The sequence below is a fragment of the Clostridiales bacterium genome (assembly GCA_015243575.1).
GTDB lineage: Bacteria > Bacillota > Clostridia > Peptostreptococcales > Anaerovoracaceae > Anoxybacterium > Anoxybacterium hadale.
In genome coordinates this window covers 4,013,348-4,038,905 of record CP042469.1, presented here as the reverse complement: position 1 = coordinate 4,038,905, position 25,558 = coordinate 4,013,348, and the positions used below count along the sequence as shown (strand labels likewise).

Sequence of the window (25,558 nt, the reverse complement as noted above, 5' to 3'; positions counted from 1 at the left end):
TAGATTTACATTCAGAAATTAAGCAGAATAAAAATTTGTTTAATTTTATGGCAGTACTGTCGAAATTAATAATAGACAGTTAAATAGAGTTGACTGGCATAGTGATTACAAATCATTCAAGATATTAGTCTAATGATTATAGATCAACAAGTGAGACATAAGGAGAGTAGAGATGATAGGAATGAAACACAGAATAAGAATAAGAGACAGGGTATTGACGTTGATATTATCATTGCTTCTGTTTCTGTCACTTCCTCTTCTGTCGCCGCAGAGCGTAAATGCTGCAAGCGGATTTTGGGATATCAGCGGACACTGGTCTGAATTTTATGTGAAGAAAGTGAATAACGCCAACGTGATCAGCGGTTATCCCGACGGCGGTTTCCAGCCGGACAAAGCCGTGACACGAGCAGAATTTATTTCCATGGTAAACAGGACCTACGAATTGAACCGACTGGACATTGCAGATACATCCACTCTGAGCGATGTCCCATATAGCTCCTGGTACTACAAGGACGTTACCCTCGCTGTATCAGCGGGATATGCCGGTGGATATAACGACGGTACCTTCCGACCCAACAATCCCATCACCAGACAGGAGGCGGCAGTAATGCTGGATCGGCTGATTCCCAATGGGAAAAAGGCAGGAAGTCTCAAGTCCTATCCTGATTCCAAGCAGCTGCAAAGCTGGGCAGCTGCTGCGTTTTCTAAATTGAACGGAAAAGGATACATGGGACCGTACAGTGATAATAAGCTTCACCCTGCGGATCCCCTTACCAGAGCTCAGACTGCAAAAATTTTGAGTGATATTTTGGATAATGAAGACATCGTCACGCGCAGAACGATCGTCGACCAAGACAAAACAACTCTCGCGGGCAAAACCTTTGTCGGTGATGTGAGAATTGATGAGGATCTTGAAGAAGGCAGCGCTACCATCGATAACTGTATCATCCTCGGAGATCTTATCATAAACGGCGGGAGTACCATAACGCTCAACAACACACGGGTTGTGAAAGCTGAGGCCGACAAGGATGACACCCAGGTCCGGATCGCAACAAAAGGAAATACAACCATCTCCAATTTGGAGCTCTACGGAAAGAGCTATATTCAGACGACGGGGAAAGACGGTCAGGGTACGCCCAAGGTCATCATTCACGGCTCTGCCGATGCCACTTTAAAAGGTGTTTTCCCGAAGGTCAGCATCGAAGGGTCTAGAGCGATTCTCAATCTGGAATCCGGCAAGGTTCTGGATTTGCAGGTAACAGACGACGGCAGGTATTCCGATATTGTACTGTCAGGCAAGGCCGAGATCACCCAGGCAACGGTTGACAATGAATGTTATTTTCATGGAACGGGCACAGTCGCTTACATGATTGTCAATGCAGACGGCGTGACATATGAAACAAAGCCGGGTAAAATGACCGTGGGACTGAAAACAGACCGGCCTCAGGAAGGCGGAGATGAAGACGTAGACGTTGCATTCAAACCGAAAAACAAAGCGAATGATGTCGATGTGGAAACCGAAATCACCATAACCTTCAATACCTCAATGAAGCTTGCGGGAGGCAAGGAGATCAGCGATTCCTCCGTAGGAAACTTCATTACCCTTGCCAAGGGCTCCAAGACCGGTGACAAGGTTCCCTTTAAAGCAGCCATCAACAGCGCTAAGAAGATCATTACCATTACGCCGAGTCAAAAACTACTGACGGGCACGCGTTATTATGTCGTATTGGCAGAAGAAACCCTGATCAACGGAGGCGGCAATCTCAATGACGGCAGATCGGTTTATTTCACAACGGAAGGTCTGGCACCGGAAGAAACAGCCGCCACTCCGGCACTGGGCGGCCTTACGTTAACGCCGTCAGATAGCTCAATAACGGTTTCCTTTATGCCGAATTCCACGGGAACAGTATATGCCATTGCGAAAACCAGTCCCGAAGCGCTTACGGTATCACAAATCAGATCCGGCGGAAAAAGCACTTCCGTGAAATACAATACTGCCGGAACCCTGACCTTAACCGGGCTCAGTGCAAACACCAAGTACTATGTCTCTGCATTCCTCAGAAATGCATACAGTACCGATTCCGCAATCGTCACGGCAAACACGACAACAACCATGCCTGAAGCAGCGCTTTCCAGCCTGACCCTTAAGACTTCTTCCGGAAGTAATCTGCTGACAGGTTTCAAGGCGGAAACAAAGACCTATGATGTTCAAGTGCCAGCAGGTACGGCAGCAGTAGATGTTGCGGCAGCCACAAATACGACGACCAACACCAATGCGGTCATCACGATTAACGGAGAAACGGTGAATTCAAAGACAGGCATTGTGGTAACTGCAGGTTCAACTACGAAGATCACCGTCAACATTTCAGCGGACAACAAGAAAGCAGTAGATTATGTTATCAACGTAACGGTGGCGGCTCAATAGCGGAATCGCTCTGTTGACAAGTGACGATTCCCGCAGGGCCGCTTTAGGCAGTGCGGCTTTAAAAGAATTCATCACTGCAAAATTGTCAAATCAATAAAGCCGGGCATTTGGACTGGAACCCAGAAGGGCACCGCATCCAAATATCCGGCTTTTCTTATTTCTGAATCAGTAATGGGTTTGTTTTCTGTTCGTCATGGTCCGAGATATGTGCTTCGTGATCTAAACTTTATAGTCAAAAATAAGTTTATTCTTCTGCATGAGATCCGTCACAAAAGGGCGGATTTTTTGTTTTGCCGCAGCGGCACAGCACCATGCTGACGCACTCTCTGATTGAGTTCCCTTCGGGGTCAAGGATGCGCGCAGGTCCTTTGACCAGGAGCGGTCCGTTCTGCACCATTCGAATCTGCACGACTGACGGTTCGGTCACCTTATACCCAATCCAGCCTGGTCCTTGAGCCAAACGAGGTTCGATTGCGGAATGCTCCGTAAGTCCATACCGCAATGCTCCTGACGGGCATTTGTCGATCACTCGGATTACTTCAAGAGGGTCCGCCCCATCCATGCAAATCCAAGGTCTTCTCTCCATATTAAAAACCTCCGGAAGCATGTCCGTACATTTCCCAGAGTGGGAACAATGGGAGAGGTTCCAGTAAATAATCAAGTCTTCCGTCACATATTCCCGGTACTCCTTCTTATTCACCGGCTGAGTATTTTTCATTTTGCATCACTTCCGTTCCAATTGATTTCAGGCACATTCTATCACAATTCAACAAATATGGATAGTGGCTGGCCTCTTCAGAAGTCGAATTTTTTATCTTCTTTTATTTACCACAAACGATGCAGCTGCCAATAATCATGATAGTTGTCAATTATGATTTCCGCCTGGTCAGTCCGTTCCATACCTCCTGAAAAGGTTGCGGTAAAGAGGAAGATCAGCTTTTCAGGCTCCTTCCTTCCCCACCGATTGATCATATTCTGGTTCCAAAGACTCCCAGTCCAAGCGGTTTTGGTACCACTTGAGCCACCTTTTGACAGGCTTGTAGTGTAGCCGGTATCCTTCATCCTGCCATCTGAACCAATCTGGAAAATGCTGACCGCTACTTGCGTTGCCGCCCCTTCCGTCTCTGCGTTCAGCACGAACTGCTCTCCAGCCCAGAAGATGTTTGTTCCCCTCATTCTCGGCGGGGCTATTCTGAAATATTCCTCATAAGGGATCACTCTGTTTCCCTCTTCATCAAACCGCTTGAGATTGTACTTCTTCCGGTTCTCATCCCACTTTGGCGTATGAGAAACCATCCCCGTGATCTTGCCCTCCGATACCACTGTAAAGGCGTAAGAACCAATTCCTACACCGGACCAGTCCCGGACTGTGCAGACCACAGTATATTTCCCAACCTGGGCGATCGGTGCACTTCCGGTCGTTGTAACCGGATAGACTCCCATGGTATTTGCGGTGATGTTCTTCTGGGTATGGGTATAGATCAGCTTCCCTTCCTTGTAGACCTCGGTTCTTAACTCCAAAACATCCTTCTCGGCATCATCCACTCCGATTTGCAGCTTGTAGGCAGCTCCCTCCTTCACGGTTGCCGGAGCCGTTTTGATGGATGTGATCCATGGGGCCGCCCCTCCGCCCTGTACATAGAACGTCACGGTTTCTACATTGGATCCTTTGTCATACTTCGAATAGTCAACTTTTCCGGAGGTGTCTCCCGTTCTGTTTGTGTTATCTTCCTGCCAGTGTTCTACCACATATTTGCCATCGATGTAGAACCGGGGAATGGATGAGGATAGTATTTTGCCCGTGTTTCTTATAATGTTTCCGTCGCTGTCTGTTATATATGCTGCATCGGGATGCTCCCCATCGTTAAATGGTGTATGGGTATATCTCCAGTACTGCTTCTTGCTCGGATCTTTTTCATAATCATCATAAAAAATGTTGTACGCAACCAGCTGCCCCTTTTTATAGACCATTGGCGCTTCTTCTTTTTCCTCGACTGGCGCAATGTGCCCTTCAAGTTTGACTCCGGAGGAGCGGATCCAATTCTTGTTATATTCCCCCACATCATTGTTTGTTTCATCAACATAGACCTTCTTCCCGTCTTTTATGGAATAGAATCTAAAGTCCTTTATTAAATACTCTCCTTTATTAAATTCAATTTCTATTGTCTTTTGTTGCGGACTTTTGGCGTTAGCATAGACTGCCTGAAAGGTTTCCGGCTCCAGAAAATAATAGCCATCGTGAAAGGAAGGATTCATTTTGCTGGTATCCAGCAAGTTTAAATTAATGTTTTCGAAAAATGTTTGCTTTCTTCCTTCGTCATATTTGTTCCCGCTTGCGTTTTGATACCCGGCTAACGTATGCGTTCCTATAACATTTACAGTCGAGAAGTTGTAAAGCGATCCGTCCAGTCTCCATAGCGGCCCACTTTCGCTGCTGGAATTGGCCAGCAGGGTATACTCCTTGCCATCGTACTTATATCCGAAAATGGTCTGATTGTCTCTCACATTTGTCCACTCAAACCTGGGGGCAATTTGCGTCAGAACAGACACCTGATCCGAAGGAACTGTATACGTGAACGTCTCACTTAACCCTGTCGTATTTGATCTTGTAATGAGACGCTGGGATAAGGCTCCGTCATAGTTTCGCGGGATAAAATCAGTGGCCGAGTATCCGGTAATGGTCGGCTCCGATTTTATGACAATTCTTCCGCTGATCCAACCTTCACTGTCTTTTGTTTCTGAGGTTTCTTTTGTTCCGTAGGCTACTGCCGGTGCAGTTCCGGTTCTGGTTATCACAAGTCTAGATTCACCATAGCTCCCGCCCGGAGTCAATTTGCCGCTTTTTAAAACAGAACTGTCCAACCAGGATGCTCCGCCGCTTCCTCCCTTTCCGCCGTCATAAGCGGTTGTGTAGTTATTAAATCGTTCCTCATAGGATGTACTTTGTCTCCAGTGCTTTTCTCCACTGCCAAGCTCGCCATCCAGTCCCATAGTAATTGTGCTGCTTCCTCCGATTCCTGCCAGACCTCCCTTTCCGCCAGTCCCTTCATAATAGTAGTGTTTATGGGTTCCACTCGGCGGATATATGCTCAATTTGCATGTTGAGCAGGGGTTTTTTAGGACAATCCTGCTGGAGTTGCAATTATCACATTTATTATTTGTAATTGTCGTAGGATTTCTCCCACAGTTTTGGCATCTAAAATCTAATTCTGCTGATCCCGAATCATACTTTATTAATTCTCCGGTTCCAGAACCATCGTTTCCGTTGCTTCCCCCGCCGCCAGCAATGGCAATCGCTTTTCCTTTGAAGGAGATCTTTGATAAGGAGAATCCGTCTGAACCGTAGCCATTTCCGTTGGAGCCGCTTACGCTGTCAGGAAGCGTCGTTGCTCTGGGGACACCTGATCCAAGATAGGCCTCTAAGGTTTCATTTGCTTTTAAGTCGATGGTTCCTTCTACAAGCCCTCCAAAGCTGTCTGATTCCGGCCCATAAAGCTGCACCTTGTAGGTTCCGTTGGCGGGAGCCTTGAAGGTCTGGATCTGTCCAGCGGATGATTTTAATACGGTTGTCGTTTCCCTTGGCTCCGCATAAGCGACGGAAAGGTTGTCCATTCTCGTACTATGATTATAGATCGTTGCGGCATGAACCTTTGAGAATACTTCGATGGTATGTTTTCCGGGGGCTAATAGATATGGGTGCGTATAATGGCCTGATCCGCTCCCCATGGTTCTGCTCCACCGTTTGCCGTCGATTTTGAAGCCGTTCTGCCAGATGCCCTCGTTTCCGCCGATATCGGTCAGATTTATGTAATAATCAAACGATAAAACCGCCTTTTTCTCTGCTGGTATGGTGAAGGTGATCGTGCTGCTATAGATAATGGGCTGCGCCCTATCATTGTTTCCCACTCTCCTTGAAATATCCTCTGAATACCAGCCTTCTTTGATGTTGCTCTTGTTTGAAAATACAAAGAACGGGTTTGTATTCACAGAAGAGGAAAAGTCCTCTAGGTTCTCATCCGTCACAACATACTCGATCTCATCATTTGTGACTTTTGATGGAACCTGGGTGGTTTTTACGGATACTGTGCCTGAATCGGACAGCGGTTTTATGGAGTACTCGGCATAATAGGTTTCATTTGGATCTAAGGCAACCTTTTTTGATATCGTCCCTTTCGTTCCGCTGACGTTTACTTTTACGGCTGCCCTGGATGCTGCTTTGTCCTTTGCTTTTGCCACCACATCCAGCGGATCCAAAGCACCATTGCTTACGAAGTACACAAGATCATTTACCTTATCCTTTACATACTTTTGAAACGAGTTCTCCTGCGCCTGCGCTTGACTTAATCCCACACGAATTTGCTTCAGCGTTGTTTTCCCTCCATTTAATCCCGTGAGAAGATAGGAGCTTGTCAAAAGATTTCCGTTTACTGCAGCTGCATTTTCTCTGCTCGATAAGTCGCCAAAGGCTGCCGTCGATTTGATGACCGATGCCACCGCACCGCTTGCGGCATTCATTATAACGGTTACACCGTCGGTCTCGATGGGGAAGGAACCATTGGAGGAATAATATTCACCCGAGCCCTGAACGATATAGATCTTGTTCTCTGCGGTGTGCTTTCTGGCGTAGATTATTTTGCCGCTGGAAACCTTCCCTTTCGTATCAGATAAAACACTTCGTTCCGCCGTTACGGGGCCATCGGGTTTGATGTCTCGATACTGCAGATACCGCACCACATCTGATTTACTGCTGTCTCCGCCAAAGTGCAGCCGATAAATGCCCACCGCCTTGTCTGTTTCATCCTTTACAAATCCCCAGTCATGGGAGTACTCTGACGGATCATAGGATTCGGTGATGGTATATCCGCTTGCCGGATCCACATAAACGCAAAAGTATGTTCTGGAATCTGAGTAGTAATTATCTCTGTATGACTTGGTAAACAGCATTTTCCCGGTAATGTCCACATCAACAAGTTTCAAATCTTCCCGAATGGTATACCTTGGGTCGTGTGGGATTACAAATCCAGGGATGGCGTTCATTTTTACCGCCTCTGTCTTCAGATCCAGCCTAACGATCGCGTACTGATTCTCATCTGTCTTGCTGACAAAGGTCGCAAGTCCGTCCTGCAGGCGAGCAAAGGACCCGCCATAATTGGTGATAGGAGCATAGGATTTATCTGCTGTATCATATTTCATTACAGCGTTCTCTTCAATGACGTAAATGCGCTTTCCGTCTTCTGATACAAAGGAGGTTTTTCCGATCGCTTTGCTGATTGTTGTGACAACGGCCCCGGTATTTCTATTGAGCAAAACCGTACTGTTCGCCTTGTGCAGGAAGATATATTTTTCTGTTTTGTCCTCTGAAATGGTAAACACCTCTGTTGCGCCTCCCGTATAGCTCCATACGGTGTCTGCCTGCCCCGTGGCAGCATTTCCTTTGAATGCATAAACAGTAATGGGCCCCCTGCAATAATCATAATAGCCTTCATTGTAGACCTCGGCTCTTCTTGCGACAAATGAATATTCTCCGTCACTAAAGCCTCGATCTCTGCAATTGCCGCAGGAGCACATATTGGCTGACCTCCATGTTTTATCCATCATAAGGGCTGGTGCTCCGGTGTAGCTTTCCTGCAGGGGCGCAACCAGTATGCTTGCATCAAACTGATTTCCGATCAGCGCCGAAATGAGTGTATTTACCTTTTCTTCGGTTTTTGACTTGAACCTTTGGTCTGTCAGCAGGGCAACATTTATCTCATCGAACAAAACCGGCTCCAGGCTAACGACAGGAGCAATATTGATGACATCTGTGACAGCCTGGGTGGTAGCAGAAAGCCTGTCCGCATCCGTTACATACTCTTCCAAAGTCGGCTCCGTCCAAACGTCTTTTACTTCTAATGTTACCGTTTCTTTACCGACTCCTGTTTTTCGATACTTGACTTTCAGCCCTGAACCAAAGGACTGATCTTCGTAGCCGGGAAGTGTGGTTACATCCTTGCCTCCCACGCTCCAGTATCGCTCCAGCTGATCCCCGTCCGTCGTGCTTAGATCTTCTGAAATGATGTTTGCAAGGTTTGTTCCTTTTTCCCGAAGAAAGCTGTCGCTCAGCTTTATTTTTGCAACTGGCGGCAGGTCTGGTGCTACCTCAAATACCTTCTGGACGGAGTCCGTATCCCCTTTGCTATCTTTTACATAGATGGTATATCGGTAATTCTGCCGCTCAGGATTCTTTGTTAAAAACTCCAGCCGGAAGTTTGTCCAGTATTCGTCTCCGCTGCTTGCGATTGTCCTTGTTTTGATCGTCGCATTATTTACCTTAGGATTTTCATTCGTTAACGTTACCGCTTGTCCTGTTTTCATATCCAGCAGCTCCACGTAGTACTCAGCAATGGGCTTTCCCGGCATGGTTGCAACATCGATACTTAATGTTTGCTTCCTGTTCTGCTTTTGGAATCCTGAAAGATTATCTACGATATGGGGTGTCTTTCTTACTTCTATGGGTTTTGTGTCCGTTAATGTCCCGCCTGTTTTCAAGTTTACGGATAACCTTACATCATAATTTCCATAGCTTTTGAAAGTCACATTAGAGGTTGTACTCGTTTGTTTTTGCGTTGTTCCAGCTCCGCTAGGCAACGGCCTAAAGCTATTTGTTGCGACCCCTTCTTCATATGCCCTTGTCGCTGAATATCCGATTCCATCCACGGTAAATTCGGATACGTCCTCCGCCAGCGCCGGATGCCCTTCATAGGTGTACTCTGGCAGAAGTAGGATTGCCTCTCCGTCGATCTCTCTTCCGTCTGTGATATTTACGGTCTTTGAAACAGACTTTTCTTCTCCAAACGTATTTGTAACGTAGAGCGTATACTTCACAGTACAGATTTCCGGGAAAGACTGGTTGATGTTCGTCCCCAGCCTTCGCCCATTCCAGCCGGAAACCTCACGTTGTGGGCCTCCGTCAACTGAGTAATATAGTTCCGAATGATCGAACTCTGCTTCTTTATCAAAAATTGTTTCATCCACAACCGAAAAGACCTCATTCTGTTTTGCTGATGTGGGCACATCCAGATATGGAATAAAATCTCCATCAGGGATTTCTACGGCCTCAAGCACCGTGTATTCAATAACGATGGGGACGAAGAAGATGAAGCCGAATACGCCAGGACCAACACCATAATCTGCTCCATCACTTAATTTTTTATAAAGGTCTTTTTTTATTAAATTAATTCCGCCTAGTAGTGCTACTATATAATCAAATTCTCCTCCATTTAATCGTTTAGATAAATCAAAATCTTCATCGCTCTTTAATGCAACATTATATGAGAGATTAACTATATTAGATCCGCTTAATGTTGGTTTAATATTTTTTATTGTGTTCGAAGAATATTTCTTATAATTGGTATCGAAGGAATCTCTATCGGTTAGATAATCTTCTATTGAGTTAAAAGTATAATCATCATCATTCCAATAAAATGAAGATGAATCAAGCGGATAAGCCCCCACTACTGTATCTATCGCTCTTCCAAATGTTATTGAAGTAGAAATACTAACAGATTCTCCATATGATAACCCATTTTGATACACTGCATTCTCTTTAGATGTTCCAGTACCCCATATATGAATTACTCCAAGGTCCAAATGGTACTTGGTCACTTTCTTATAAGTTGTTAATGCATGTGATTCACGATGACCATCAAATGAAAATGCAGTCGTGAATAGTAGGCATATGGTTATTGTTAATGATATAAATTTTTTCAAATGCAATTGCCCCCCATCTATTACATAAAAAAACAGAAGAGTGGATTACCATAAAAGTTCACACTTTAATGGCAACTACGGGAAATTATCATTTTCCCCACTCTCCTGCTACTTAATAAGTTTAGACTTAATCAATTATTGTTTGAATGGATTTTTTATTAATGTGATATGATGCCGACTTGTTTTTAATGATGCAATATAATCTACCGTTGTTATATCTATATCTGAATCATATCCAGCAGTACCGACCTTACCAGAACCATATCCCCGCCCCGTAAGATCGATTACTATATTATCTTTTACTAAGTAAACTAACCCAACATCTTTGTTTATGTTTGCAGGAAATTCTATCCATTTTGTTCCTCTATTCTCTTTTAAAGTCATTCCGTATTTGTCTGGATCTTTATCAATTGAATATGATTCAACAGCTGCTAAATCTTCGTCTAAGTATCCATTTTCTGTATAAAAGGACTTATAATTCGTAATCACCTCTGCCAGCGGCCTGTTTTCTTCTGCCTCAGCTCCCCCAATAACAGGCAGCACCCGCTTGCTCTCATCCACCAGCCGATAAATTACTGTGGCCGCTTCTGCACGGGTCAAGGTATTGTCCGGCCTAAAGGTTTTGTCCGTATATCCAGTCAATATTCCAGTAGCATATGCTTTTGTAATATCGTACTCATGCTTTGTTTTATAACTGATATCCTTTATGTTTTTCTGCAGTTCCTCATAGTTCTCAATTGTTGCCTCTCCAAGGATCGCACTTATGATCAGTGCCATATCGCTTCTTGGGATTTCCATCGATAACATAGACTTACCGATATCAGTTACGAGAAAGTATTTCTCTTCAAGGGCCTTGTTATAGTACGACTCTGCCCAATATCCAGATTCAGCATTACCGATATCCGACCCAGTATCTGCGGTCAGCGCCATTTTAATAAACTCTCCATAGGTAACGGTATCGCTGGGGTGGAAGCTGCCGTCGGGATACCCTTTCACAATGTTTTGGTTTGACATGGCATTCACTGCCTCATATGCCCAGTTGGTGTTTTTTAGATCGCTGTAATCGGCTCCATAGACCGCTGCCGCCGATCCCATGATCATTGAGGCGGAAACGATCAGTGTCATAATTTTCTTCATAATAATTCTCCCAATCCTGTTCTAACTGAAACAAATTCTCCTCTTGTTAGGATTTTGATGCACGCAGAATTACGCGCATAACCACCGGTTCTTTCCCGGCAGCGAAATAACAGTTTTCTTGCACCCGAAATACATGCAGTCCTTTACAGAACTCCCGTCATATTATTTTGTTTTCAAAGTGCAGCGCTCCTACACAACACTTGTTATTATTTTCCATATTATACAATCTGTTCTTTCCTGTCAAGTAAAACTTGCCTCTTTCCTTTACAAGCTTACCCCTGTGGGGCCGTTCATTTATCACCCCATTTATTCCAATCACCCAATTTATCCAGTTGTACCCGTATATGATATCTGATATAATTCACAAGGTTGTTTTTAATGGGCCGCTCGGATCAGCCTCTGATCTGAGCAAAAAACAGTCGGTTTCACTCAGATAAGGGAATCCTCTGCGGAGCAGAAAAGGATTCTGAAAAGTATTAGTTACGAAGGATGGTGCAAAATGAAAACAGGGTTTGATGCAAGCAAGTATATCGAAGAACAGTCAAAGTACATTCTGGAACGCGTCAATGACAAGAACAGCGAACGGTTATATCTTGAATTCGGAGGCAAGCTGGTTCATGACAAGCATGCGATGCGTGTTCTCCCAGGCTTTGATGAAAATGCAAAAATTAAGCTGCTTCAAAAAATGAAGGAGAAAGCAGAAATCATTATCTGCATCTTTGCAGGAGATATTACTACGAGCAAGACCCGTCAGGACTTCGGGATCACTTACGATCTCGAAGTACTTCGTTTAATCGACACCTTCAGAAAATATGACCTGGCAATCAACAGCGTGGTAATTACCCGCTATGAGGATCAGCCTGCCGTCAATATGTTCATCAATAAGCTAAACCGAAGAGGAATCAAAACATACCGTCATCTGTTTACGAAGGGATATCCTACAGATGTAGATACCATTGTCAGCGATGAGGGCTACGGCGCCAATCCGTATATCGAGGTTACCAAACCGTTGGTGGTCGTTACAGGACCCGGCGGAGGAAGCGGAAAGCTTGCTACATGTCTCAGCCAGCTCTACCATGATTACCGAAGAGGAATGAAAGTCCGCTATGCAAAATTTGAAACCTTCCCCATCTGGAATCTTCCCCTGAAGCATCCTGTTAATGTAGCATATGAAGCAGCGACTGCTGATCTGAAGGATGTAAATATGATCGACTCTTTCCATCTGGAGGCTTATGGCCAAAAGGCAGTTAACTATAATCGGGATCTGGAAGTGTTCCCCGTGGTAAAGCGCATCATAGAGAAAATTACTGGAGAAGAAGCGGACTATAAATCTCCTACGGATATGGGTGTCAATCGGGTTGGTTTTTCGATCACAGATGATGATGCTGTCAGAAGAGCCTCCGAGCAGGAACTGATTCGCAGATACCTGATTGCTCAGTGTGACTACAAGAAGGGGAAAATCGACGAAGACTCTCTGCTCCGTTCAAAACTACTCATGGACGATCTGAACGTAAAGGTGGAGGACAGAGCTGTCGTGAAGCCTGCCAGAGATTATGCAGAACACAAAAGATCAGAGGACAAGCGGTATGAAAACGTAGTTGTCATGGCTATTGAGCTGCCTGACGGATCTATCGTTACCGGAAGAAGCTCAAGAAGAATGGTGGCAGCCGCAGCCGCGGTATTAAACGCGATCAAGAAGCTTTGCGGTCTTTCAGATGATATCTACCTCCTGTCACCAATGGTACTGGAAACGATACAGCGTCTTAAGACGGATATCCTCCAAAATGAAAAATCCAGCCTCAATTTGGAAGAAATTTTGAGTTCTTTGACAATCTCTGCCGCCACAAACCCATCTGCTCAGATCGCAGTGGAAAAGCTCCTGATGCTCAAAGGCTGCAAGGCGCATTGTACTGCAATCCTCAGCGACCGGGACGAGCAAACCCTTAGAGATCTGGGGCTTGATGTCACAAGCGACCCGGAGTACCTGACAAACAACTTATATTTCAACTAATCAGTCTTCCGTATAAATGAAAAACCGGACTGGATTTCTTCCATGAACCGCCCCCTAAAAGTTAGACCTAGGTCTAACAGATGGGAGGCCGGATCATATTTTGAAGGAACCATGTCCGGTTTATTTTCTATAAAAGGATTTCATCCTATCGATTATGGTACGATGCAGGGCTTTTCATCTTCTATTTCAGCAGCTCTATCGCCTTTTTCAGGGCCAGGTCTTCCGTTGCCTTGGAACCTGTAATATACTCAATCACTGCTTTATCCAGCTTGTTCATTGTCGTGTAGTCCAAAACACCGCAGGAGTAAAGCCCGTTTTCCGCTTGGAACTTTTTAACCGCGGCAACGGAAGCATCATCCATGGTTGCCGTGGCACTGACTTTATAGCCAAGCATGGAAAGGCGCTGTTGGGCACCAAAAACATTCAATCCGGTAGAACCTGCTGTGGGTTTTACCTTCTCACTCATCGGTGCAAAGGCAAGGTATTCTTTTGTCAAGGCCTCCGTATCAACACCGGTGCTGTTCTGCACGATATAGTCGGGAGTAATTCCCGTATGATCGATCCTTGTTTTGTTGGGTGTCAGAAAATAGAACATCGAAAGCTTGAGCTCGTCATTACCGCCAAAGACCTGCTGTGCTACTCCCTTGCCAAACGTGTTGGTACCAACCAAGGTTGCAACCTTGCTGTCTTTTAGCGCTCCTGCAAGAATCTCGGAAGCACTTGCGCTCCCTTCATTTACCAGAAGCACGATTGGTTTGTTAAAGCTTGACTCATCATCTGCATAATATGATTCCAGAATCTTTCCCTTGCTCTCAGTATGCATAATGGGGCCTTTGCCCATCAGCTGATCCGCGATGTCCAGCGTCACGTTGATAAATCCGCCGGGATTGTTTCTTACATCAAGAACAAGGCTTTCCAGTCCTTTGCTTTTCAGGGCTGCGAGCGCTGCCTCAAATTCCTTGTTGGAATCGTTGTCAAAGCCTGTGATCTGTATGTAACCGATGTTGTTTTCCAGCATCTTATAATTGACAGATGTATTTTTAATCACCGCTCTGGTAATTGTAAACTGGAGCGTTTGTCCGTTTCGGTCAACGGTCAGTGTAACCTTGGTGTCCGCTTTTCCCCGCATCATTTTAACCGCTTGATCCAGCGTCTTTGAGGAAATATCGGTGCCGTCTATCTTGGTTATAATATCTCCGGCTTTTATTCCAGAATCCTCAGCCGGAGTTCCGGCAGTTGGAGCAACGACACGGCAAAGCCCGTTATAGGATTCAACGCTCAGACCGATTCCTGAGTATTCGCCGCTTACAGCCTCTACAAATTCGGTCCCTCCCCCGCTGTTTCCGTAATAGATACTGTACGGATCACCCAAAGAATAGACTACACCTTCAAACGCACCCTGTATCAAGTCCTGATATGCAACATCATCTTTGTAGTTTTCTTTGATGAATACGATATAATCCTTCAGGTCCTTTAACTGGGCATCCAGCTCGTCATCCTTCTGGGCAGCAGCAGCATAAACCACTCCTTGTCCAAATAATCCAGGTAGATACAGCAGAAATGAGAACGATGTTATCAGCATGGTTATTACGACAACGAACGCGATCACCTTTGCTATTTTTCTTGCTTTGTATGGATCCAACCCTTTTCCCCCCTTAATTCATTGTATTTCTAGTATTATGTTATGTCCCTTTTGCGACAGTAAGCAGAGGTTAGATAATCTCGATATCGAGAATGCTTCTGCCTTCCGACAAACCTCTCAGGCTGATATTGTAATCAATATTGAGCTTCCCTTTACCTTCTGTTTTTACAATATTATTCACAACATCATTTGTCAGAACCTCCATTTCGACTGAGCCGAAAGGGGTATCATAATAGCCTTTAAATCGTTTCCCTTTTTCAAACTCAATTTCCGTATCAAGTCCGATGTTTTCGCCGAATCGCTTCATCTTTATCGTTTCGCCTGTAATTTTCAGGCTGGTTGTGCAACCCTCCATACCGGAAAATTCACTTTCATCATAAAGCAAATAAACAGAATCGTCCTTTTCATAGTATTTACCCTCGGTTACAAACTCCAGCTGTTCTTCTTCCGCATCCAAAGTCACTTGCTTTCCGATTATTTTAAGCATTATTTCCTTCATACTACACCTCCTTTTAAGCATTGCAGAGCACTAGTGCCTTTTTATCTCTAAAGTCAATCGTTTTGTATCACAATATTAGGGAAGCTCTGATTCAATGGAGTGTGCGCAGATGGCCTGAGAAAAATGATCCGATCAGGTGTGCGTACGGAGTGAATCAGTGTTTTCTTAGTATACCACATCGAAAAAAAATCTTCAAATGAATCCGATTTTCCGAATTTCTTCCGTAATAAATATGGAATTGCAATGATTTTTTGAAATGAAAAAAGCGCATTCTTTCCGCTAGATGCGCTTTTTGATGATTCTATTCCTGATATTACCTCAAAACTTCTGGCGAATCAAAAACGATACCGCTCCTGATGCCGACTGCTTAGAAAAGATTAATCTTCTGTCTGTCTCCCAAGCTTCTTCAGCACTTCATCATCTTCCTTTTCATAATCGATATCCGTTTCTGACGGCATATCCATCATACCCTCACGTTTGGCACTCTGTACATTTTTATAATCCATTCCATTCACCTCCAGTTATTAATGTAACCCCATGATCTATTTTTATGCACCGGCAAAGCAGACCAAGAAGCTATATTCATTGAAAAAACACACTTCTTTCAGGAAACATCTGTATTTTTATCATGAAAACCGCCTGAATGGTTAATAATTAAAGTATACAGCGTAACCCCTTACTTAGGAACGTTGATTCATATCAGGCGCACGCCTGATCAGTTTAATCAGTGCTTCCTTCAAAAAAGTTGAAAGAGGTGAAGTCAATTGTACAAAACAGGTGATTTTGTTCTATATGGAGGAATCGGGGTCTGCATCATCACGGACATCGAAGAAAGCGCCGTCAAGATCCACTGGCACACTGAGCAGGAGCTTCTCTACTACGTATTAAAGCCGCTGTATCATAGTTGTACGATCTTTTCCCCTGTCAGCAATCCCAAAGTATTCATGCGCCCCATTATCAACAAGGAACAAGCGGAAGAGATTATAGAGATGATTCCTGAAATCAAGGCTGAGATCTATCACACCAGACTGATCCGTCAGCTATCGGAGCATTATGAGGAAGCCCTGAAAACACACAGCTGCATTGACTGGGCAAAACTCACCACGTCGATCTATGCAAAGAAGAAGCTTTTGGAGCAGGATAAGCGAAAGCTTGGTGCGATTGATGAGAAATATCTAAAGAGAGCAGAAGAACTGCTTTATGGCGAATTGTCCGCGGCCCTTGGGATTTCGAGGGATAAGGTTCCGGAGTATATCGCCCATCGCACTCTGAACCAAAAGGAGACGCAAAGAAAAAATCCGGCTCCCATGTCAATAGAAGCCGGTCTATCCCAAGTACTGTAATGTGAAACGTCTGCCGAAGCGATGATACGGTATGATAACCATAAAGTCCGTGAAGCGATGATGCGGTATGACAACTATACGGTATGATACTGTTTCCTGTCTTCGTAACGTTCAAAGCCAAGTTGAATAATTTTCTCGATCAACTCCGGATACGGCAGTCCCTTCTCAGCCCAGAGAAGCGGAAACATGCTGTACTTTGTAAAGCCCGGTATGGTGTTGATCTCGTTTATGTAGACTTTGTTGGTTCCTCTCTCCAGGAAAAAATCTACCCTCGCAAATCCGCAGCAATCCAGAAGGCGATATGCCTCCACGGCAATCTCCCTGACTTCCTTGGTCACCTCATCGGGAAGATCCGCAGGAATGCAGATCTTAGACATTCCGCCGTCGAAATATTTAGCCTCATAACTGTAGAATTCAGCTGAAGGAAGAATTTCACCCACTGCAGCAGCCTCCGGGCGGTAATTGCCCAAAACGCCGGTTTCGATTTCTCTGCAGTCCAGACCTTCTTCCAGGATCAGTCTCCTGTCATATTTCATTGCGAGCTCCAATGCCGCGGTCAGCTCTTCCCTGTTCTTAGCCTTGCTGATTCCCACACTGGAACCCATATTCGCCGGTTTCACAAAGATGGGATAAGGCAGATACTTTTCTACCCTTCCTATGACCCGATCAAAATTCTCATCCAGTTCTTCTTTATACAGAGAAAGATGTCTGCAGATCGGCAGTTCCTTTTTGGCAAAAACCTCTTTGGCAAGAGATTTATCCATTGCTGCCGCTGATCCCAGCACACCGCAGCCGCCGTAGGGAATATCCGCCATTTCAAAGAGTCCCTGAATGGTTCCGTCCTCACCATAAGGTCCATGGAGGACAGGGAGCGCAAAATCGATCCAGTCCTTCAGAGATTTTTGTGCGCCAAGCACCGTGATTCCATACTTCTCCGGATCTGTGGCCAACGCTTCTTCCGCCAGCTTCTGCCAGCCTCCATCCTCAATATGCTCCACCGGCCCATCATAGAGCAGCCACTTTCCCTCTCTGGTGATCCCAATAAATACGGGAAGAAATTTATTCTTATCAATAGCCTTTATCACAGAGGTAGCCGACATCAGCGAGATTTCATGCTCACCTGATCGGCCGCCGAATATTACTCCAAGTCTAATCATTTCATAACCTCCAGTTCCCGATAATTAACTGCCAGGCAGTCGCGAACCTATTGTTTTATTGTATCACGTCTTAGGCCAAAAAAGACGCAATTCAATTTTTTTTGCTTTGAGCGCTGATAAATCTGAGCACGAACTTCATTCAATCAGCGTTTCTTTAGCAAATCTCTGATCTCGGTCAGCAGTTCCAGCTCCGCCTGTTGAGACTGGCCGCCAGACTGTGACGGCCCTTGCGGCTGTGGGGCTTGCGCAGAGGAACCGGCTTGAGGTGCTGAAACAGCGCCGGATGCAGCTTTGGCAGCGGACGCAGCATCCACCTCCACTTCTTCTTTTTTTCTGGCTCGGTTGATCAGTTTCACCGCAATAAAAATCGAGAAGGATATGATCAGAAAATCCACAACGGTCTGAATGAAGCTTCCATACTTGATTGTTACATTTCCTGAAACATACGCCATGTCTTCAAAGTTCATCCCTGAGGTAAGCAGTGCAAAGATCGGCATGATCAGATCCTGAACCAGAGATGTGACAATTTTTCCAAAAGCGCCGCCGATGATAACTCCGATGGCCAGATCCATAACGTTACCCTTCAGGGCAAATTCTTTAAATTCTTTTAACATTACTGGTTCCCCTCTCTCTGTAGACTTTCTTCGAGAAGTCGTTCCAAATGCTCTTTATCAAACTGATATTGGGTTGCGCAGAACTGGCAAATCAATTCGGCGTGCCCGTCTTCCTCGATAATTTCTCGCAGGTCTCTCGATCCGATGCTGAGCACCACCTGCTCCAGTCGTTCTTCCGAGCAGTCACAGTTCCAGCCGATCTCCCTGTATTCCAGCAGTTGAACCGCGAACTCGTCAGGAAGCGTGCCGAAGACACTTGCAAGCAGGCTGCTCAGAATGGCCTCTTCCGTCTTTCCCGCAGACTCAGCGACCACTTTTTCAGCCAGACTGCTGATGGGCTCCATCTCAGCGAGCAGAGCTTCCAGTGCATCCACAGACTCCGGTTGAGCATCAGGCAGCATCTGTATGATCATCCCTGCAGAAGATGCCGTGGTATAGTCTGGATTGATCCTCACCCCCAGAGCAACGGACGAAGATTGCTGCTCCGAAAGAAAGAAATATGCGGTAAGGTCATCTCCGATCTCACCGCTCACGAGGTCGATCTTTCCTACATAAGGTTCCTTGAGGCCCAGATCCTTGATCACGGTAAGGGTGCCGATGCCGATCGCACCGCCAACATCAAGCTTTCCGTTGGATTTGAGCGGAAGATCCACCATCGGATTGGAAATATATCCTTTTACCCTGCCGTCTCCAGATGCTGTCACAAGGACTTCTCCTGCGGGACCGTCTCCTTTAAATTGCACGGTGAGTTTATCTTTTGTATTTTTAAGCTGCAGTCCCATGAGTCCTGCTCCCGTCAGCACCCTTCCCAGTGCTGCGGTTGCCAGAGGGCTTGTTTCATGAATCCGTCTGGCATCTTCCGTCATAGATGTGGTGATTGCCAGATAGACACGGAAGGAACCGCTTCTATCCATTGCGATTAACGCTTTATTCATTTCGTCTTCTCCTATGTTCTTTTTCCTGTTTTCATAGACTAGCCTATTTGTGCCATCTCTGTCCGAAGCGCTTCGATAATCTCCAGGGAGTTTTGATTGCTGCTTCCCTTTGCCGAAAGATAGATCTTCAGCTTCGGCTCTGTGCCTGAAGGTCTCACAATGATGCTGCTTCCATCCTCAAGAATATACTCCAGCACATCTGATTTTGGCAGACGGATGGGTTTTGATCCTACAGAGAGATCACAGGAGCCTCCCCCCAGCACTCTGCGGACGGAAAGCTTATAGTCAGCGATTTCGGTCACCTTTTTGCCGATGAACTTAGCCGGAGCTTCTTTTCGGAAGCCTTCCATGATGCTGTTCATTTTCTCCATTCCTGCAGAACCTTCAAAGGTGAATTCCATCAGGTCATTTCTGTAATATCCATATTTCTCATATAGCTCCTTCAAACGATCTACCAGTGTCTTCCCCAGCTTCTTATAATAGGCTGTCATTTCGCAGATCAGCATGGAGGCATTGACGGCATCTTTATCCCTGACATATGCTCCGGCCAGATACCCATAGCTTTCCTCAAATCCGAAAATATATCGGTGTTCTTCTCCGTTTTCTTCTAAAATGCCGATCTGTTCCCCGATGAATTTAAATCCGGTAAGGACATCGATCATTTCAACACCGTAAAACTTGGCTATTTTTTCCGCCATCTTTGTTGTTACGATGGTTTTTATGGCAATGGGATCCTTTGGCATAGGCCGCGGAAATTCGCGGGCAGGGTTCTCTTTTCCTGCCAGTTTATCCATATTGGCCTTACCCCTCCGATGACAGATATAGTCCAGCAGCAGCACGCCGGTTTCATTCCCGCTGATCAGCTGATAATCAACGGTTCCTGTTTCAAGGTTTTTATGGCGAACGGCAATGCCAACTCGATCGCAATCAGGGTCGGTGGCCAAAAGCAGATCCGGCGGATTCCCCTCCTGAGATAATTTCTGGCATAGCGCAATCCCCAGAGCCAGCGCTTCCTTTTTTTCCGGATTGGGATAGGGGCAGGTAGGGAAGTTTCCATCGGGCATCTCTTGTTCCCGAACGGTACTCACCTTTTTCACACCGATCATTTTCATGATCTTTTTTACAGGACGGTTGCCTGTGCCGTTCAGTGGAGTATATACCACGGACAAGTCAGAACAGTCCATTCCGGTGCTCTCATTTTTCACGGCGGCGAGAAATGCCTCGGTTACTGTAGTCGGTATGGTTTGAACCAGCTCCTGCAAGGAAGCATCAACAGCTGAAACCTTAATGATGCCGTGTTCCAGCGTAAATCCTCCGGAATGGGTCTTTACGTCTTTAAACAAATCTACTTTTTCTATCAGAGAAAGCACTTCAGAGGCAGCTTCCAGCGTGAGCTGACAGCCGTCAGAGCCGTATACTTTATATCCATTGTATTTTGAAGGGTTGTGGCTGGCGGTAACCATGATACCTGCACAGCAGCCGTAATGTCTGACGGCAAAGGACAGGGCGGGGGTAGGCATCAGCTCCGGATATACGTAGGTTTTAATCCCGTTTGCTGCAAGGACGCAGGCTGCTTCTGCCGCAAAGAGATCGGATTTGATCCGGCTGTCATATGCAATAGCTACCGTGGGAATATCGCCTTTGCAGCTGTCTCCCCCCGGCTTGTAATGAAGGTTGATATAATCGGCAAAGCCTTGAGTTGCTTTTCTGACGGTGTAGATATTCATTCGATTGGTCCCTGCTCCGAGAATGCCCCGCAAGCCTCCGGTACCAAATTCCAGATCCCGGTAGAACCGATCATGAAGCTCTTCTTGATCCTCAATTTCAATTAGTTCCTTTCTCAGGAGTTCATCCAGATCTTTCTGATCGAGCCATTGTTTTCTAATCTCTTCCGCTTGATACATACAAGTACCCTCCAATACATTACTATTTTCTGTTATAAAATAATACCCTAATTCGCGGCGTCAGAATCTTTTTTCCAATCTATTTTACCATAAAAAAAACTTGCGGTGTTGCTCTTCCGCAAAAAGAGTAAACCCGCAGTCCACATTCGAAAATCTGCAGGTTTACTCTAATCTAAAGTGTTGTGCGGTGCGGTGTCATCCCCACCATTTGAATGCTTGTAATTCTCGAAGCATCAATTGATGACAATGACGCGGATGCAACCGCCTCTGTTTGGTGCCTTATCATAGTAGAAGGACAGAGATTTGCCTGATTGATAGGCGTCCATGGCGGCGCTTATGGACGAAAGTGTGTAGTTTCCGGAGCTTTTGCTGTAGACCGCAACATTAGCGGAAACAGGATAGGTTTCCGTATCATCGTCAACCTTGAGCTCTGTCAGCGTGAAGTCATTCATTCTGCTGCTCGTTGCTGTTAGATTCCTGATCATGCTGATTTCACCGCTTTCTCCGTAGAACCGGGCAGGCCCAGCTTTTGCACCAAGAGTGGAACCGGATGTCTTGAGAGTCTGTGAAACACCATCGATTAAATATTGGTAACTGCCGCTTAGGCTCATGCTGGAGTCACTGGAGCTGGACTTGGTAACCACGCCGTAGCTGCTGGTATCTCCGGTCACATCCTTCAGGATCAACGCAGTAATCTTCCCGCCGCTTGCTTCATAATACAAGACGTCGCCTGAGGCAAAATTGATACCATCGAGCCGCTCCATGGAAGTCCTCACGTAATTGCCCATGCTGGTGTCGAGGATGGTTGCATTGGTTGATATGCTGGCGGTTCCGATCATTCTGAGGTCTGCATCAGCCTCGCCCGTGATACTGCCCCCCGTTACACCCCCAAGAATCATAGTCCCATTGGAGTCAAAGCGTACCGTAAGAATACTGCCCACATTTAGGGTACTGCTGCTTGTAGTATATTCGATTTCCGTTCCGTCTGGCTTGACTCCCCTGAAATAGTTGGAGGTGTATTCCTTCCCGCTGGAGTTGGTATAGTTTTTCGTTCCTACCTCCGTTATGTAGACCACCGCCGAGGCATTGATCTTTGTTGCAGATACGGCGTCAGCAACACCCCCGGTTTTCCCAAGAAGAAGTGTCACGGCACTACCAATTTTCAGACTTCCTGTGGAAGAGAGCGCTGCAAAGGCTGCGGAAGATTCCAGCGGATAGGAAGTCCCCGAGATGGTTACCGAGGTTATCGCATTCTGACTTGGAGATGCGTCTTCATAAACACCGGTTACTTTGTCATCGTATACCCAGACCGTTCCCTTGGATTGGGAGTAATAAAGGATGTCATAAGTATGAACGTCGGAAGCGTTCACAAGGCTGCCGTTTTTGTATATGGTCAGTGCTGAGGCATTCATTCCAAGCTCACCTGCCCAATTTGATGAGTTCACCGTATAGGGACCATACATATTGTCAGAGATAATGGAAGCATAATCCACTGCGCCGCTGTCGTTCAGGGAGTATCCCAGACTCTCAGCATAGGTTTTGCTTCCATCCTTCAGTTTTGCACTCAGCATGTTATAAATCAGATTTGCAGCATTTCCTTTTGACAAAAGAGTCCCAATGCCTCCTGCAATATTCTTGGAAAGACCGTTGCTGTAATAAACGTTCATCTGGGCGGCTGGGAAGGAACCGGTGAAGTCACTGGCGGTATAGCCAAGCAGCTTCAGTGCACTGTTGACACCTTGCTCTAATGTCACTGCAGCATCAGGACGGAAGGTTCCGTCACTATAGCCAGACATCATGCCGTTGGATACAGCGATCTTGATGTAGGGTGCAGCCCAGTTTCCTGCTGGCACATCTTTATATGGTGATGATTTTGACGAGGTGTCTACAAGATCCTTGTAGCTCGACGCCATAACCAGCATCTTTGCAAATTCTGCTCTGGAAACGGTGTTTGACAGATTATAATTCCCACTGCCGTCTGCGCTGATGATACCCATGGATGCCAGCAAAGTCGTAGCACTGTCGGCTCCTGAATCGGCACTTGAGGGAACCGCGGCAGCGGTAAACAGAAGCATAGCAACTAAAATCATAGAAAGACCCGTTTGCAGTCTTTTCCTCTTGCGGTGTTCTGAACTCTTGATCAAAATAACTTCCTCCTATTTGTAGATATTGTTACAAGATACACATCAGTCATAACGGAGCGCATCAATGGGATTCATCTTTGCAGCTTTATTTGCCGGGAAATAACCGAAGATCATGCCTATGGCAACTGAGACGGAGAATGCAATCACAACTGCATTCCAGGACGGAGCAACCGTCATATCCATGGCAACCCCCGCACCATAGGCGGCTCCTATTCCAAATACAATTCCGATCACTCCTCCAGCGGAACTTGTGGTTGCGGCTTCGATGAGAAACTGACGCATGATATCCTTTTTCTTCGCGCCGAGAGACTTTCTGATTCCGATTTCTCTGGTACGCTCCGTTACAGATACCAGCATGATATTCATGATGCCGATGCCTCCAACTACTAGTGATATTCCGGCAATACCCACCAGAACCATGGCTATCGATGCAGTCATTTCATTTACGGTATCAATCATCTCCGACATGCTTGTAACCCGATAGGCATCTTCGTCATCGAAAACGGAATACATCATATTTTCTATGATTGCCATCGTCTCTTCTATTTTATCCGTATCCACTGCTGTGAGGTAATACGTCCCGATGCTGGCACTGTTTGCCAGTCTTGTGGCTGCCGTATAAGGAACATAAATCACGTCGTCTGCAGAGCTTTCCTCCGAATCACCAGTTTCCTCCAATATGCCTACCACTGTATAAGTAGAACCATTCAGCTTGATCGTTTCTCCAATCGGATCGGCTCCGCCAAACAGCTCTGCGGCCTCATACGTCCCAATGACGCAGACCTTCAATCTTCGAAGGGTATCAATGTATTGGATAAAACGCCCTTCCGATACAGCGACGCTCTGCATATCGTCGTAATATTCGTTCACTCCGATTACTGAGGTGTCAACAGAATTGATATCGTACTTTGCTGTGACGCTAGCAGTAACCTTAGGGCTGTACTGATCCAGATATTCCGGATTTTCTTCCACAAGCTGCTCTACCTCGTCTACGGACAGCGTTCGATTGGTTCCTCTTCCCATGACATTTACTGTGATGGTATTGGTGCCCATACTTTCAAAACGAGACGTCATATCCTGAGAGAGCCCGTTCATCAGACTCACCAGTATAATCACGGAAGCAACACCGATAATAATTCCCAGCATCGTCAGAAAAGCCCTCATTTTACTTGCCCTGAGGCTCTTGATGGCCAGGCGGAAGGATTGCTTAAAATTCATGCAGTGCCTCCCTTCCAGACGCTGGCACCGCGCCTCCCTTGATGGATCCTTTCCGTTCACCCGCATGTTCATGGCTTTTTACCCCGATCTGCTCAGGAACGCTGTGCCCGCTGTCTTCAACAATCCTGCCGTCGGAAATTCGGATGATCCGTTTGGCTTTTTCGGCAACGCCCATATCATGGGTGATTAAGATGATCGTATTTCCCTCTTCGTTCAGTGCCTGTAAAAATTCCAGTACCTCTCTGCCGGTTCTGGAGTCCAATGCTCCCGTGGGCTCATCCGCGAGGATGATAGAAGGATTTCCGGCAAGAGCTCTGGCGATGGATACTCGCTGCTGCTGCCCCCCTGATAATTGGGATGGCATATTCAGTTTTTTATCTGCAATCCCCACTTTTTCCAGCGCTCTGACAGCCAGCTCAATTCTCTCTTTCTCTGGTATTCCTTGGTAAATTAATGGCAGCTCCACATTTTCCAGAACGCTTAACTTTGGAATCAGGTTATACTGCTGAAAAATAAATCCCAAGGTCTTTCCTCTATAATCTGCGAGTTCATCATCATTCATGAGGCTGACATCCTGCCCATTCAGATAATATTTCCCCTGTGTGGGCACATCCAGACAGCCAATGATATTCATGCAGGTGGATTTTCCCGAACCGGACTGCCCGATGATAGCCGCCATCTCATTTTCTCTGATTTCCATTGTAATACCGTCTATGGCACGGACCTCATTGTCTCCCATTTGATAAATCTTATAGACATCTTCCAGTCGAATCATCGCAT

The 25,558-nt window shown here is 45.9% G+C and carries 15 protein-coding genes; 3 read left to right on the top strand and 12 right to left on the bottom strand.

Annotation, left to right across the window (positions count from 1 at the left end):
• Positions 1–172: 172 nt before the first annotated feature.
• Positions 173–2,425, top strand: a complete 2,253-nt coding sequence (locus FRZ06_17735) for a hypothetical protein (GenBank protein QOX65053.1) — start codon at positions 173–175, stop codon at positions 2,423–2,425.
• A 244-nt stretch (positions 2,426–2,669) separates the two neighbouring features.
• On the opposite strand, the gene FRZ06_17730 is transcribed toward FRZ06_17735, so the two are convergent.
• The 3 genes from FRZ06_17730 to FRZ06_17720 all read right to left on the bottom strand — a co-directional run bounded on the left by FRZ06_17730 (position 2,670) and on the right by FRZ06_17720 (position 11,311).
• Positions 2,670–3,143, bottom strand: a complete 474-nt coding sequence (locus tag FRZ06_17730; GenBank protein QOX65052.1) for a hypothetical protein — start codon at positions 3,141–3,143, stop codon at positions 2,670–2,672.
• A gap of 107 nt (positions 3,144–3,250) precedes the next feature.
• A complete protein-coding gene (locus tag FRZ06_17725; protein QOX65051.1) occupies positions 3,251–10,000 on the bottom strand; it encodes a hypothetical protein in 6,750 nt (2,249 codons plus the stop codon).
• Between the two features lie 309 nt (positions 10,001–10,309).
• The gene (locus tag FRZ06_17720; GenBank protein ID QOX65050.1) at positions 10,310–11,311 is read right to left on the bottom strand and encodes an S-layer homology domain-containing protein; all 1,002 of its coding nucleotides are present in this window, start codon (positions 11,309–11,311) and stop codon (positions 10,310–10,312) included.
• Between the two features lie 499 nt (positions 11,312–11,810).
• Between FRZ06_17720 and FRZ06_17715 the strand changes: the two genes are divergently transcribed.
• A complete protein-coding gene (locus FRZ06_17715; GenBank protein ID QOX65049.1) occupies positions 11,811–13,322 on the top strand; it encodes a DUF1846 domain-containing protein in 1,512 nt (503 codons plus the stop codon).
• A 181-nt stretch (positions 13,323–13,503) separates the two neighbouring features.
• On the opposite strand, the gene FRZ06_17710 is transcribed toward FRZ06_17715, so the two are convergent.
• Positions 13,504–14,964: a PDZ domain-containing protein gene (locus FRZ06_17710; GenBank protein ID QOX65048.1), complete on the bottom strand. Its 1,461-nt coding sequence runs from the start codon at positions 14,962–14,964 to the stop codon at positions 13,504–13,506.
• 70 nt (positions 14,965–15,034) lie between these two features.
• The gene (locus FRZ06_17705) at positions 15,035–15,463 is read right to left on the bottom strand and encodes a DUF1934 domain-containing protein (protein ID QOX65047.1); all 429 of its coding nucleotides are present in this window, start codon (positions 15,461–15,463) and stop codon (positions 15,035–15,037) included.
• Positions 15,464–16,227: 764 nt separating this feature from the next.
• Between FRZ06_17705 and FRZ06_17700 the strand changes: the two genes are divergently transcribed.
• Positions 16,228–16,806: a hypothetical protein gene (locus FRZ06_17700; protein ID QOX65046.1), complete on the top strand. Its 579-nt coding sequence runs from the start codon at positions 16,228–16,230 to the stop codon at positions 16,804–16,806.
• Between the two features lie 74 nt (positions 16,807–16,880).
• Here FRZ06_17700 and FRZ06_17695 read toward each other — a convergent pair whose 3' ends face one another.
• From FRZ06_17695 to FRZ06_17665, 7 genes are all read right to left on the bottom strand, one after another.
• Positions 16,881–17,963, bottom strand: coding sequence for a D-alanine--D-alanine ligase (locus tag FRZ06_17695; GenBank protein QOX65045.1), 1,083 nt, complete (start codon positions 17,961–17,963; stop codon positions 16,881–16,883).
• 143 nt (positions 17,964–18,106) lie between these two features.
• Positions 18,107–18,577, bottom strand: coding sequence for a large conductance mechanosensitive channel protein MscL (gene mscL / locus FRZ06_17690; protein ID QOX65044.1), 471 nt, complete (start codon positions 18,575–18,577; stop codon positions 18,107–18,109).
• Positions 18,577–19,512, bottom strand: coding sequence for an Hsp33 family molecular chaperone HslO (locus FRZ06_17685; protein QOX65043.1), 936 nt, complete (start codon positions 19,510–19,512; stop codon positions 18,577–18,579). The genes mscL and FRZ06_17685 overlap by 1 nt, the downstream gene beginning before the upstream one ends.
• Before the next feature lie 38 nt (positions 19,513–19,550).
• Positions 19,551–21,416: a phospho-sugar mutase gene (locus FRZ06_17680; protein ID QOX65042.1), complete on the bottom strand. Its 1,866-nt coding sequence runs from the start codon at positions 21,414–21,416 to the stop codon at positions 19,551–19,553.
• A gap of 233 nt (positions 21,417–21,649) precedes the next feature.
• On the bottom strand, positions 21,650–23,560 hold the full coding sequence (locus FRZ06_17675; GenBank protein ID QOX65041.1) for an S-layer homology domain-containing protein: 1,911 nt from the start codon (positions 23,558–23,560) through the stop codon (positions 21,650–21,652).
• 42 nt (positions 23,561–23,602) lie between these two features.
• Positions 23,603–24,724, bottom strand: coding sequence for an FtsX-like permease family protein (locus FRZ06_17670; GenBank protein QOX66003.1), 1,122 nt, complete (start codon positions 24,722–24,724; stop codon positions 23,603–23,605).
• Between the two features lie 43 nt (positions 24,725–24,767).
• On the bottom strand, positions 24,768–25,553 hold the full coding sequence (locus FRZ06_17665) for an ABC transporter ATP-binding protein (protein ID QOX65040.1): 786 nt from the start codon (positions 25,551–25,553) through the stop codon (positions 24,768–24,770).
• Positions 25,554–25,558 lie beyond the last annotated feature (5 nt).